Source organism: Planotetraspora kaengkrachanensis (genome assembly GCF_016862895.1).
Classification (GTDB): Bacteria; Actinomycetota; Actinomycetes; order Streptosporangiales; family Streptosporangiaceae; genus Planotetraspora; species Planotetraspora kaengkrachanensis.
In genome coordinates this window covers 133,674-146,585 of the sequence record NZ_BONV01000032.1, presented here as the reverse complement: position 1 = coordinate 146,585, position 12,912 = coordinate 133,674, and the positions used below count along the sequence as shown (strand labels likewise).

At 72.4% G+C, this 12,912-nt stretch carries 11 protein-coding genes; 4 read left to right on the top strand and 7 right to left on the bottom strand.

The features are described 5' to 3' along the window. Positions 1-71 precede the first annotated feature (71 nt). Positions 72-965 carry a LysR family transcriptional regulator gene (locus tag Pka01_RS29030; RefSeq protein WP_203886090.1) on the top strand — a complete coding sequence of 298 codons (894 nt, stop codon included), beginning with the start codon at positions 72-74 and terminating at the stop codon, positions 963-965. Positions 966-1,120: 155 nt separating this feature from the next. After that, complete coding sequence (gene cobF / locus Pka01_RS29025; RefSeq protein ID WP_203886089.1) at positions 1,121-1,966, top strand: precorrin-6A synthase (deacetylating); 846 nt, start codon at positions 1,121-1,123, stop codon at positions 1,964-1,966. Between the two features lie 55 nt (positions 1,967-2,021). Here the strand turns inward: cobF and Pka01_RS29020 are convergent, their stop codons facing one another. The 7 genes from Pka01_RS29020 to Pka01_RS28995 form a co-directional block, all read right to left on the bottom strand. Continuing rightward, the gene (locus Pka01_RS29020; RefSeq protein ID WP_203886088.1) at positions 2,022-3,011 is read right to left on the bottom strand and encodes a helix-turn-helix domain-containing protein; all 990 of its coding nucleotides are present in this window, start codon (positions 3,009-3,011) and stop codon (positions 2,022-2,024) included. Positions 3,012-3,207: 196 nt separating this feature from the next. Further along, complete coding sequence (locus Pka01_RS29015; RefSeq protein WP_203886087.1) at positions 3,208-4,452, bottom strand: ABC transporter permease; 1,245 nt, start codon at positions 4,450-4,452, stop codon at positions 3,208-3,210. After that, on the bottom strand, positions 4,446-5,168 hold the full coding sequence (locus tag Pka01_RS29010; RefSeq protein WP_239115490.1) for an ABC transporter ATP-binding protein: 723 nt from the start codon (positions 5,166-5,168) through the stop codon (positions 4,446-4,448). The genes Pka01_RS29015 and Pka01_RS29010 overlap by 7 nt, the downstream gene beginning before the upstream one ends. Beyond that, positions 5,165-6,298, bottom strand: a complete 1,134-nt coding sequence (locus Pka01_RS29005; RefSeq protein ID WP_239115487.1) for a peptidoglycan-binding domain-containing protein — start codon at positions 6,296-6,298, stop codon at positions 5,165-5,167. Before Pka01_RS29005 ends, Pka01_RS29010 begins: the two co-directional genes overlap by 4 nt. Beyond that, complete coding sequence (locus tag Pka01_RS40935; protein WP_239115486.1) at positions 6,295-6,825, bottom strand: hypothetical protein; 531 nt, start codon at positions 6,823-6,825, stop codon at positions 6,295-6,297. The genes Pka01_RS29005 and Pka01_RS40935 overlap by 4 nt, the downstream gene beginning before the upstream one ends. 41 nt (positions 6,826-6,866) lie before the next feature. Beyond that, positions 6,867-8,474, bottom strand: coding sequence for a sensor histidine kinase (locus Pka01_RS29000; protein ID WP_203886085.1), 1,608 nt, complete (start codon positions 8,472-8,474; stop codon positions 6,867-6,869). Then, a complete protein-coding gene (locus tag Pka01_RS28995; protein WP_203886084.1) occupies positions 8,471-9,163 on the bottom strand; it encodes a response regulator transcription factor in 693 nt (230 codons plus the stop codon). Before Pka01_RS28995 ends, Pka01_RS29000 begins: the two co-directional genes overlap by 4 nt. Before the next feature lie 154 nt (positions 9,164-9,317). On the opposite strand from Pka01_RS28995, the gene Pka01_RS28990 reads away from it, so the two are divergent. After that, on the top strand, positions 9,318-11,018 hold the full coding sequence (locus tag Pka01_RS28990) for an ABC transporter ATP-binding protein (protein ID WP_203886083.1): 1,701 nt from the start codon (positions 9,318-9,320) through the stop codon (positions 11,016-11,018). Further along, positions 11,015-12,898: an ABC transporter ATP-binding protein gene (locus Pka01_RS28985; protein WP_203886082.1), complete on the top strand. Its 1,884-nt coding sequence runs from the start codon at positions 11,015-11,017 to the stop codon at positions 12,896-12,898. Before Pka01_RS28990 ends, Pka01_RS28985 begins: the two co-directional genes overlap by 4 nt. Positions 12,899-12,912: the final 14 nt, after the last annotated feature.

The following is a 12,912-nucleotide window of genomic DNA, read 5'->3' as shown; positions in this document are numbered from 1 at the left end:
GGTGAAACGTAGGCAGCCCCCTAGCGATATGTCCAATACTTCCGTGACCATGAAGTGATATCACTTTAGATATGGATCGTCCTGAACTCGGGCTTCAGCAGTTGCATGCTTTCGCGGTGCTCGCCGAGGAACTCCACTTCGGACGCGCAGCGGAGCGCCTGGGGATCGCGCAACCGCCGTTCAGCCAGCAGATCCGCCGCCTGGAGGGGAAGGTCGGACACCCGCTGTTCACCCGAGGGCCCGGCCGCGTCACGCTCACCCCGTCAGGACACGAACTCCTGCCCGCCGCACGGCGCGCTCTCGACGAGGTCGCCACCGGCCTCGACGCGGCGCGGCGCATCGGCGACGGCCAGGCCGGTCGCATCCGGATCGGCTTCTCCGCGTCGCTCGCACTGACGCTCCTGCCGGCCCTGTTGGGCGGCTACCGCGACCGGTATCCGGGAGTGGACGTGGAAATCCGCGAGATGACCACAGCCCCGCAGGTGGCCGCTCTGCACGAACACGTGATCGACGTCGGGCTGCTGCGGGAACCGCCGAACGAACCGGGGCTGGCGACCGAGACGATCATGTCCGAGAAGTTCGTGGCGGTCCTGCCCGCCGCCCATCCCCTCGCGGGCCGACGTGCCGTCTCCGTCGCGGCGCTGGTGGACGAGCCGTTCGTGCTGCTGCCCCGCGATGCCGGGCCGGCGCTCCATGACCAGATCCTCGGCCTGTGCCGGGACGCCGGGTTCGAACCCCGCCTCGGACAGCGCGCGGTGGAATGGCAGACGGTCTCCGCGCTCGTCGAGGCGGGGTTCGGAGTGTCGCTCGCCCCGGCGAGCATCCGCCGGATCCGTCTCAAGGGCGTCGCCTACCGCCGGATCGAGCCGGACGCCGCGCGTACCGCCGTCGCGATGACCTGGCGCCGCGACGATCCGGACCCCCTGGTCGCACGATTCCTGGCGGCCGCCCGCAACGAGCCCTGAACCCCTTTTCACGTGCGGGCTGTCGTGATGCTGTGCCCCCAGGCCTGGACGTGCAGACCGCGCCATGACACGGCCCGGGCGCGGGACCTGCGTTCCGCGCCGCTGACACGACCCCGGGCCCGGCTCCTCCCCTGAGGGCGGCGCAGACTCTGCCTATGAAGAAAGTCCTCATCATCGGCATCGGCGCGGGCGATCCCGACCACCTCACGCTGGAGGCGGTCAAGGCCATCGCGGCGGCCGACGTGTTCTTCGTCCTCGGCAAGGGGCCCGCCGACGGGTCCGGCGAAACGACGGCGCACGACCTGGTCCGGCTGCGAAGGGACATCATCAGCGCGCACGCGCGGGAGCCGTACCGCGTCGTCGAGGCCCGCGACCCCGAACGCGACCGCACCGGCGACGCCTACGCCGAGGCCGTCGTGGACTGGAGGTCACGGCGCGCGGACGTCTGCGAACGGCTCGTCCTCGACGAACTCGGCGACGACCAGACCGGGGCGATCCTCGTCTGGGGAGACCCCGCGCTGTACGACAGCACGCTCGCCGTCGTCGAGGAGGTGCTCGCCCGGGGCTCGGCGCGCTTCCACCACGTCGTCATCCCCGGCGTCAGCAGCGTGTCCGCCATGGCGGCGCGGCACCGGATCAGCCTGACCCGCGTCGCCCGTCCTCTGCACGTCACCACCGGACGCCGTCTCGCCCGGGCGATCGGCACCGGCACCGGCCCGGCGGGCGGGCCGGACGAATTCGGGGACGTCGTCGTCATGCTGGACGCGCACTGCGCCTTCGCGGACCTTCCCGACGCCGACGACGTGGACATCTACTGGGGCGCCTACCTCGGCACGCCCGACGAGATCCTCATATCCGGCCGCGTCCATGACGTCGCGGAAAGGATCCGCGAGGCACGCGAGCAGGCACGTGCGCGCAAAGGCTGGATCATGGACACCTACCTGCTGAGGCGTGCCCCGGAAACCGGGGAGCGCACGCGGGGCCGCACCGGCACCGCGTGATCAGCAGGGGCCGCGTCACGGGCCGGCCCGTCATCCGGCCTGTGACGAGGGTCCGTCACCAGGCGCTCTGCCACATCGCGCGCCGGGCGCTGATCTCCTTCGCCTCGGACTCGACCAGATCACGTCCGCCGGATCCACGCGCCGTGACGGACGCCTTCACGGGCGTCCTGGCGGGCGCGGGCGTCAACGCCGGCGCCGGAACGATCGCGTCGCTCACGACGGCGGTGACCGAGCTGAGGCCGCCCAGCACCGCCAGCGCCTTCTCCGTCTGGCTGCCCGGCTCCGCCTGGAAGATCATGAGCTGCTGGCCCGGCGCGCTGTTGACGGTGAAGGACTCATAGAAGAGGTGCAGCTCGCCGACGCCGCGATGATGGAACTGCTTGAAGTCGGCCGTCTTGAAATGCACGTCGTGCCGCGCCCACAGACGCCGGAACTCCTCGCTCGCCTCTGACAACTCCTCCACGAGCTCGGGCAGGAACGGATCGTCCGGGTCCGTGCCCGCCACCGCGCGCAGATGCGCCGCCTTGTGATACGCGATCTTCTCCCAGTCCGCGTAGAACTCCTGGGATGCGGGATTCAGGAAGACCATCCGGATCAGGTTGTCGTTGTGCTGCAGCCCGTCATAGAGCGCCTCGGCTATCGGGTTCGCCGCCAGGACGTCCATCCATCGGCCGAGCACCATCGCCGGTGTGTGATTCCAGCCCCGGAGCAGCCGCAGCAGCATCGGGCTCACGGATTCCATCCTGCTGACCGGGGTGTCGCGGCGGGTACGGGGGTGTGCGAGCGCGTAGAGGTGCTGCGCGCTCTCGGAGTCGAGGTCGAGCGCACGGGCGAGCGCCGCGAGGACCTGGTCCGAAGGATTGCGCTCGCGGCCCTGTTCCAGACGGCTGTAGTAGTCGGTGCTGACACCGGCGAGAAACGCCATCTCTTCCCGGCGTAAACCGGGGGTCCTGCGGCGGCCGGAATGCTTCAACCCGATCTCATCGGGCGTCACCAGCTTGCGCCGCGCCTGTAGGAACTCACCAAGAAGTTTTCCACTGTCCACCACACCACGTTAAATCCGGAAGCCGAATTAAGGGTGGGTGTATCTCACCCATTTTAAAATCTGCAGTAAAGTAGATTTTTATTTATATAAAAGCAAAGAGAAGGGAATTCGGCGTCATTTGCGGGGAGATCACCCCGCGTCCGGGGCCTGGCACACCTGCCGGGAGAGGGCGGGAGTGCCAGGCGTCGAGCGGCTCTCAGGGCGCCGCGAGCGCCTCCGTCGGCGACATCCGGGCCGCGCGGACCGCGGGATAGAACCCGGCGGCGCCGCCGATCGCCAGCGTCGCCACCACGCCGCCCGCCATCGCCCAGACGGGCACGATGGACGGCCAGCCCTGGGACGTGGCGTAGGCCGCGGTCACCCCGATGCCGAGCAGCACTCCCCCGACCCCGCCGATCAGCGAAAGCAGCAGTGACTCGACGAGGAACTGCGACCGGATCTGTCCCCGGGTGGCGCCCAGGGAGCGGCGCAGGCCGATCTCGGCGCGGCGCTCCAGCACGGAGATGACCATGGTGTTGGCCACGCCGACCCCGCCGACGATCAGGGCGACCCCGCCGAGCCCGAGCAGCAGCGCGTTGAGCGTCGCGTCGGTCGCCTGCTTGGCGGCCAGCGCGTCGGATGGCCGGGAGACCTCGACCTCATTGGGGTTCTCCGGGTTGGCTGTGGCCGCCAGCACGTCCCTGACCGCGACCACGTGTTCTTCCTCCGCCCGGGTGTAGACCGTCGTGGGGTAACCGTCGAAGTCGAGCCGCCCCTCGGCGACCGGCCAGCCGACGAGGGCGGAGGCGTCCAGCTCGGGGGCGAGCGGCACCGGCGCGAGCACGCCGACGACGGTGAACCACTGGCCGCCCAGCCAGACCCTCTGGTCGGGACCCGCCGCGACCACCCCGAGCCGGTCGGCCGCCTTGCCGCCGAGGACCACGGCCGGAAGGCCCTGGGTGGCCCCGTTGAGCCAGGTGCCGCTGACGACCGTCGCGCCGACCTCCGCCGGCAGGTCGAGCCTGGCCGCCAGAACAGAGATGCCTCCGGTCTGCCCCTCCCCGATGTGGTCGTTCCGGTAGACCCGGGCGCCCGTCGCGCCGGTCGCGGTCACTGAGGTGACCGGGGCGATCTGGCCGATCATCCCCTCCGCCTCCGCCGGCAGGTGGGAGTCCTCCCCGAAGAAGGTCTGACCGGGCGAGACCGTGAGCAGGTTGGTGCCGAGCGCGGCGAGCTGCCGGTTCAGCTTCTCCTGACTGGAGGCCGAGATGCCGACCACGCCGATCATCGCGGCGATGCCGATCGCGATGCCGAGCGCCGACAGGAAGACCCGCAACGGCCGGGCCCGCAGTCCGGCGCCGCCGACCCTGATCACGTCGCGGGGGCGGAGCCGTGCAGGAGACGGCCGGCCGGGCAGGCCTCCGGGATTCGGCCGCGCGGTGTTCGGCGTCGTGGTCAGCATGCCGACACCCGCCCCACCCGCGAGTCCTCCACCACGCGGCCGTCGAGCATCTCGACGCGACGGGGCAGCCCGGCGGCGATGTCCCGGTCATGCGTGATGATCAGCACGGTGGTGCCGCCCCGGTGGAGTTCCAGGAGCAGCTCCATCACGCCCGCCCCCGACGAGGAGTCGAGGTTGCCGGTGGGCTCGTCGGCGAGGAGCAGCAAGGGGTCGCCGACGACGGCGCGGGCGATCGCCACCCGTTGCCGCTCGCCGCCGGACAGCTCGTGCGGCCGGTGGTCGAGCCGGTGCCCGAGGCCGACCCTGCGCAGGGTCTCCGCGGCACGCCGGCGCCGTTCGCCGAGCGCGACCCCCGAGTAGAGCAGCCCGTCGGCGACGTTGTCGATGGAGGGGACGCCCGCCGCGAGATGGAAGTGCTGGAAGACGAAGCCGATCACGCCGGCGCGCAGGGCGGACAGCTCCCGGTCGGACAGTTCCGCGATGTCGTGGCCGGCGATCCGCACCGTACCGTCCGTGGGCCGGTCGAGAGTGCCGATCATGTTCAGCATGGTCGACTTCCCCGAGCCTGACGGCCCGATGATCCCGACGAGCTCGCCGTACCGGATGCTCATCCCGGCCCTGCTCAGCGCGGCGACCCCGCCCGCGTAGATCTTGTCGACTCCCGACAGCTCCACGATGTACGGCCCGCCGGCCGTGCCGGTCCCGGATCCGCTCACGACGGCACCACCACGGTCGCCGCCTCGTCCACCCCGGTGACCTCCACCTTGCCGTCGGCGAACATCCCGGTCTCGACCGCCACGTAGCGGGTGGCGGGGCCCTCCACGACCTGCACGCCGTATCCGCCCTCGGACAGGGCGACCAGGGCGCCGACCGGGACGACGAGCACGTCCGCACGCTCCTCCGAGACGATGGTGACGTCCACGGGCGCGGTGTCGTAGGTCTTGAGCGCGTCGCCGTCGCGCACCGAGACGACCACGTCGACCGTGGTGGTGGTCTCGTCCTGGCTCGTCGTCTCCGTCGCCACCTTGCCGACGCTCGTCACGGTGCCCTGCACGGTGGCTCCGTCCGGCAACTCGACGGCCGCCTCGATCCCCTTGCGCACCAGGTGCCGGTCGGCCACGTCGAGCGGCACCGTGACCTCGCGCGTGGTGCCGGTGTAGGTGAGGACCGGCCCGGCCGCCTGGCCGCCGAGCGCGGCCTTGAGCTCGGCGATCCGCAGCGGGCCGTCGTGGACGACGACGTCGCCCGGCGCGATCTGCCCCGTGACCTTCAGGCCCAGGTCGTCCTGCCACTCCTCGACTGCCTCGCGGGTAGCCCAGGTGAACTCGTCGTCAACGGTGAAGCCGTCGTATCCGAGCTTGGCCAGATTCTGCTCGAGCATCCTGACGTCCCGCCCCTCGACCCCGTTCTGGAGGACGCGGTAGAGAGGGGTGACGCCGTAGAGGAGCGGGACCCGGTCGGCGTCGGCGCTGTAGACCGCGCGTCCCCTGGTGATCGTCGCGCCCGGAGCCGGAAGCCAGGTGATCGTGCCCTGCCCGCGGCCGTCGACCGTGGCCGGGTCACCGTACCCGAGCGTGCCGTCGACCTCCTTGGTCTCGGTCAGCGTCGTCCGCTCGACCGTGGCGGTGGCGGGGGGCGTCCGCTCGGCGACGGCCGTGCCGCCCTCGCCTCCCACGCCGATCGCGGTGGCGGCCACGGCCGCCGCGAGCAGGGCGGCTCCGCCGGTCGCCGCCGCGGTCCTGACCGCTCTGCGCCGTCGCGGGCGGACCTGGCGGCCCAGGGGTCCGGTCTCGTCGTGCGGCGTGTCCGCCGCGTGCCGGGCGGCGTCCTCCTGTGTTTCGGTCACTTCCGGCCTCCGATCGGGCCCAGCTTGTCCCGGCACGCCTCCGAGGCCTCCTGGAACTTCGGGTCGTCGGGGCTGAACCCGGGACCTCTTCCGGTGATCTTCACGCCGCCGCCGCTGAAGTCCGGATCGGGCATGTCCACGCCGTGGTCCCGCATGCATTTGGTGAACGCGAGGGCCTGTTCCTGCTGTTCGGGGGAGATCTCGCGGCCCTTCTCACCCATCGGGTTCAGGCTCCGGCACGCCTCCATCGCCTTTTCGACCTTCGCTCCGCCGCCCTTCGCGTCGATGCGCATCCTCATGCCGCCCTTGCCGTCAACCTCCGGATCGGGCATGTCCACGCCGTGGTCGCGCATGCACTGGGCGAACTTCCTGCCCTGCTCAGCGGGATCGACCGAGGCCGTCGGGGTGGCGCTCGCCTGCGCCGCCGGTTCGGTGCCCCTCACCGAGGCGACGCTGGGCGAGGCGCCGTTCTGTCCGCATCCGACGGCGAACGCGAGGAGCGCCGCCGCCACAAGTGTTCTTCGCATGCGCCCGATGGTGCGCGACCCCCATCGGAGCCGGCCCGGAGCTACCTCGGAGGATCATCAAAGACCGGCTCTTCCCGCTCCCCCGGCGAGGTGTGGAGCGGCAGCAGGACGCGGAACACCGCGCCCGGCCCCGCCGGCGCGCCCGTCGTCGAGCCCGTCTCCGCGACCGTTCCCCCGCCTGCCGCCACGCCTGTCTTCGCGCCCGAGGGTGCCGCCAGTTCGACGCGGCCGCCGTGCGCCCGGACGATCGCGGCCACGATGGCGAGCCCGAGCCCGGCCCCGCCTTCGGCTCGGGAACGGCTCTGGCTGACGCGGTAGAGGCGCTCGAAGATGTGCGGCACATGGTCCGGCGGGATCCCCGGACCGGTGTCCGACACCTCGACGACCCCCATCAGCCCCGGTCGCACCGTGCCCACGGCGACCGCCGGAGCGGACGCGGCCTCGGCGACGCCCACCCGGACCGTGATCTTCGCGTCGGGCGGCGTGTGTGCGAGGGCGTTGACCACGAGGTTGGCCGACACCTGCCTGAGCCGCGCCTCGTCCCCCACCACCACGACCGGGGCCAGCGACGAGCCGAGGCCGGCCAGCCGTACCTGCCGGTCGGGCACCCGGGCACGAGCGTCGCGGATCGTGTCGGCGGCGATCTCCAGCAGGTCGACGGGATGGCTGTCCATGGGACGTAACTCGTCCAGGCGGGCCAGGGTGAGCAGATCGTCGACCAGGACGCCCATCCGGCCGGCCTCGTCCTCGATCCTGCGCATGGCCTCGTCGAGCGGCGGCCCCGGCGGGGTGCCTCCCCTGCGGTACAGCTCGGCGAAGCCCCGCACGGAGGTCAGCGGCGTGCGCAGTTCGTGCGAGGCGTCGGCGAGGAATCTGCGCATGCGCGCCTCCGACTGCGCCCGCGCGGCGATCTCCCTCTCGACGCGGTCCAGCATCACGTTCATCGCGATGCCGAGGCGGCCCGGCTCCGTGTGCGGGTCGTCCTCCGGGACCCGCCGGCCGAAGTCGCCCGCGGCGATCTGCCCGGCCGTCTCCTCCATCCTGGTCAGCGGGCGCAGGCCGAGCCGTACCAGCGCGGCCGCCGCCAGGCCGAGCAGGAGCAGCACCACCGCCATGACCACGGCGTCGATGGCCAGCAGCCACTTCTGGATGGCCTCGATCTCGGCCATCGACGAGGCCGTCACCATGGTCCCCCCGCCGGGGACGTCCACCGCCAGCACCCGCCAGGACGGCCCGTCCGTGCCGGGCACCGTGTACGGCTCGCCCCTGCGGAGATCCGCGAAGGAGCCGAGGTCCGGCCCGCTGACCGGCTGGGAGGGGAACCCGCCGGTCAGCTTTCCGTCCGTGGAGAAAAAGTAGATCGCCCGGTCGCCGACGATCCGCGCGACGATCTTCTTCTCCACCGGGAGGACGATCTCCCCCGGGTCTCCGGGAGCCGGGAACCCGGCGGGCGGACGCTTGGCCAGGGCGACCATGCCCGAGGAGGCGACGTTCGTGGTGGCGCTCAGCTGGTCGTCCAGCCGGTCCATGAGATAACCGCGCAGCAGGGCCAGCCCCGCCGTGTTCGCCAGCACGAGCGCGACGCCGGTCAGCGCCACGGCGGCCACCACAAGCCGGGTGCGCACCGCCCAGCGGCCCGGGCCCCTCACGAGTCGCCCTTCCGCGGCAGCTTGAGCGTGTAGCCGACCCCGCGCACGGTCTGGATCAGCGGCGGATCCCATTTGTCAATCTTTTTGCGCAGGTAGTAGACGTACGACTCGACGATGCTGGAGTCGCCGTCGAAGTCGTAGCGCCAGACCCGGTCGAGGATCTGTGCCTTGCTCACCACGCGTCCCGCGTTGGCGAGCAGGTAGGCCAGCAGGTTGAACTCGGTGGGCGACAGGTCGACGAGCGTCCCGGCCCGCCGGACCTCGTGGGCGTCCGGGTCCAGCTCCAGGTCGGCGTAGGACAGGACGTTGCCCCGGGCGGGCTCGGCCACGCGGCTCCTGCGCAGGATCGCACGGATCCGCAGGACGACCTCCTCCAGGCTGAACGGCTTGGCGACGTAGTCGTCCGCGCCGATGCTCAGCCCCTGGACCCGGTCCTCCACCGTGTCCCGCGCGGTCAGGAACAACACGGGGACCTCGCCCAGCCGCCGCGCCACCTCGAACCCGTCGAAGTCGGGCAGCATCACGTCGAGGACCACGATGTCGGGCTCGAACTCCCTGACAGCGGTCAGCGCCTGCGAACCACTCTCGGCCGTTCTCACCTCGAAGGACACCAGTCGGAGCGTCTGGGACAGCAGGGTGCGGATGTTCGGCTCGTCGTCGACGACGAGAACCTTGGCGGCCCGATCCATGTCTCAGGGTCTACCTGACGATCCTCAATTTCCGCTCAAAGCCGCTGCCGTACGCGGGATCCGACCACGGCGAGACGCGGCGAGACCCGGCTGGTCAGGTAACCCTTACTTAGAATAGCCTTACCTAAATTTTGCCGGACCTGGAGGAGTGCGGGTGGGTGGTTCAGGTCCCTCGGGACGTGACGTCCTGAGACAGGCGATCAAGGGACAACGGCGCGACGTCGCCCTGGGATCGCTGCTGGGAGCCGGACATCAGGCCGGCGAGGCGCTCGTCCCCGTCCTCATCGGCGTCGTGATCGACCAGGCGGTCGCCGGCGGCGACGCGGTGTCGCTCCTCGTCTGGCTGGCCGTGCTCGCCGTCGTCTACGTGGGGCTGTCGTTCAGCTTCCGGTTCGGCACCCGGGCCGGGGAACGCGCCGCGGAACAGGCCGCGCACCTCCTCCGCGTGCGGCTCGTGACCCGGGTCGTCGACCCGCGCGGCGGCGCGGAGGAGGGACGGCTGCCCGGCGCCCTGACCAGCATCGCGACCGAGGACGCCAAGCGGGTCGGCACGGTGGCCATGGCCGTGATGTTCGGATTCTCGGCGCTCATGGGCCTGCTCGTCGCAGCCGTGGTCCTGCTGCGGATCTCGATCCCGCTCGGCCTGGTCGTGCTCCTCGGCACCCCCGTCCTCCTGTGGGCCGGGCACCTGCTGAGCAAGCCCCTGGAACGCCGCAGCGAGGCCGAGCAGGAGCGCGCCGCACACGCGTCCGGCGTCGCCGCCGACCTGGTGACCGGCCTGCGCGTGCTCAAGGGGATCGGCGCGGAGTCCGCCGCCGTCGCCCGCTACCGGCGCACCAGCCGCGACTCGCTGGTCGCGACGTTGCGGGCGGCCCGCGCGGAAGCCGTGCAGAACGGCATGGTCCTCACCCTGACCGGCGTCTTCATCGCCGTGGTCGCGCTGGTGGGCGGCCGGCTCGCCGTCGACGGCGACATCAGCCTGGGCCAGCTTGTGTCCGCGGTGGGACTCGCGCTCTTCCTGCTCGGCCCGCTGGAGGTGTTCTCCTGGGTCAACGCCGACTTCGCGCAGGCCAGGGCGTCCGCCGCGCGCATCGCCGGAGTTCTCGCCGCGCCGCCAGGCGTCGAGCCCGGCGGGGCGAGACTGCCCGAGCGGTTGCGCGGCGCGCTACGCCTGCGCGGCGTCGGCCACGGCCCGCTGCGCGACCTCGACCTCGACGTCGCCCCCGGCGAGGTGCTCGGCGTGGCCGCGACCGACCCGGCGGACGCCGCCGCCCTGCTTCGCTGTCTGAGCAGGCAGACCGACCCCGACACGGGAGTGATCGAGCTCGACGGCGTGCCGCTGCGCGACCTCGACCCGGCGGACGTCCGTACGGCGATGCTGGTGGCCGAGCACGACGCCGACCTCTTCGAGGGCACCCTGCACGGCAACGTCGCCTCCGCGGCCTCCGCTGCCGATCCTGAGGCCGTCCTGGCGGCCATGGCCGCCGCCGGGGCCGACGAGGTCGCGCTGGCCGTGCCACGGGGCGTTGACGCGGCGGTCAGCGAGCGGGGACGGTCCCTGTCCGGCGGCCAGCGCCAGCGCGTCGCCCTCGCCCGGGCCCTGGCCGCCGACCGGCCGGTGCTCGTGGTGCACGACCCGACCACCGCGGTCGACGCGGTCACGGAGGCGCGGATCGCGGCCGGGGTCCGCGAGCTGCGGCGCGGGCGGACCACGATCCTCGTCACCACCAGCCCCGCTCTGCTCGCGGTCGCCGACCGGGTGGCGCTCCTCGACGGCGGCAGGATCGCCGACACCGGCCCGCACGCCGACCTCGTCGAACGGCACGCCGCCTACCGGACGGCGGTGCTCGCATGACGGCGCCGACGGACAAGCCGACAGACGAACAGACGGACAAGCCGGCGGACGAGCCGTCCCGCGAACTGCTGCCGACCGCGACCCCGGCCGAGACGCGCGCCGCCGTACGCGACCTGCTGCGCCCGCACCGGAGGCTGGCCGCCGCCGGATTCGCCGTGATGGTCGGGGCGACCGCCGTGGGGCTGGTCACACAGCCGCTGCTCGGGCGCATCGTGGACCTCGTCGCGGAGCGGCACCCCGCCGGCGCGCTGACGCTTCCCGTGGTGCTCCTGGCTCTCGTCGCGGTCGCGCAGGGGGTCACCACCGCACTGGGACTGTCGCTGGTCTCGAGACTCGGCGAGACCGTGCTCGCGCGCCTGCGTGAACGTTTCGTCGACCGGGCGCTGCGGCTGCCGCTCGAACGGGTCGAGAAGGCCGGTTCCGGCGACCTCACCGCACGGGTGACCGCCGACGTCTCGCAGGTCGCCGATGCGGTGCGGACCGCGCTGCCCGAACTGGCCCGTTCGGTGCTGTCCATCGCCCTCACGCTGGTGGCCCTGGCCGTGCTCGACTGGCGCTTCCTCGTCGCGGCGCTGCTCGCGGTGCCGGTCCAGGCGCACACGGCCCGCTGGTACGTGCGCAACGCCGTCCCCCTCTACGCCCGGCAGCGCGTGGCCGCCGGCGCCCAGCAGCAGCAGTTGCTGGACACCATCGGCGGCGCCGCCACGGTCCGGGCGTTCCGGCTGGAGGCCGAGCACGTCGAGCAGGTCACCCGGCGCTCCTGGTCGGCGGTCGAGCTGACGATGCGGGGCGTGCGGCTGGTGCTCCGGTTCTACAGCCGCCTGCACGTGGCCGAGTACATCGGCCTGGCGGCCGTGCTGGTCGCCGGTTTCCTGCTGGTCCGCGACGGGTCCGCGTCCATCGGGACGGCGACGGCCGCCGCGCTGTACTTCCACGGTCTCTTCGGCCCGATCAACTCCGCGCTCGTCCTGATCGACGACGCCCAGTCGGCGGGTGCGAGCCTCGCGCGGCTGGTCGGCGTGACCGCCGCGCCCGCCGAAGCGCACGAGCCCGGCCGCGCGGACGGGTCCGCAGAACAGGACACGGCTCCGCACCCGGACGGCGAGGCGGCCGTGACGGTGTCCGGCCTCGGGCACGCCTACGAACCGGACCGGCCCGTGCTCCACGACGTCGACCTCGTCCTGAGAGCCGGCGAACGCGTCGCCCTGGTCGGGGCGAGCGGCGCGGGCAAGACCACGCTCGCCAAGCTCGTCGCGGGAGTGCACCGCCCGGCCACCGGAACGGTACGGCTGGCGGTCGCCTCCGACGACGGCCGCCCGGTCGCCCTGGTCACCCAGGAGGTGCACGTCTTCGCGGGCCCCCTCGCCGACGACCTGCGGCTGGCCAGGCCCGGCGCCACCGACGACGACCTGCGTGCGGCGCTCACCCGGGTGGACGCGCTCGACTGGGCCGAGGCGCTGCCCGACGGCATCGGGACCGTGGTGGGCGAAGGCGGTCACCGTCTCACTCCCACGCAGGTCCAGCAGATCGCGCTCGCCCGCCTCATCCTGGCCGACCCGCCGGTCGCGGTCCTCGACGAGGCGACGGCCGAGGCGGGCAGCACGGGCGCGCGCGCCCTGGAGACGGCCGCGGGACGGGCGATCGAGGGCCGCACCGCCCTGGTCGTCGCGCACCGCCTGACCCAGGCGGCGACCGCCGACCGCGTCGTCGTCATGGACGCCGGCCGGATCGTCGAGATCGGCGCACACGACGAACTGCGGGCCGCGGGCGGACGATACGCCGCGCTCTGGGAGGCATGGTCGGACACCCGCGCCCGCCACCTGCCCGGCGCCTCCCGCCCCGCGAACCACGACCCCCAGCACAACACGACCAATCCGTAACCGACATGAAGGGC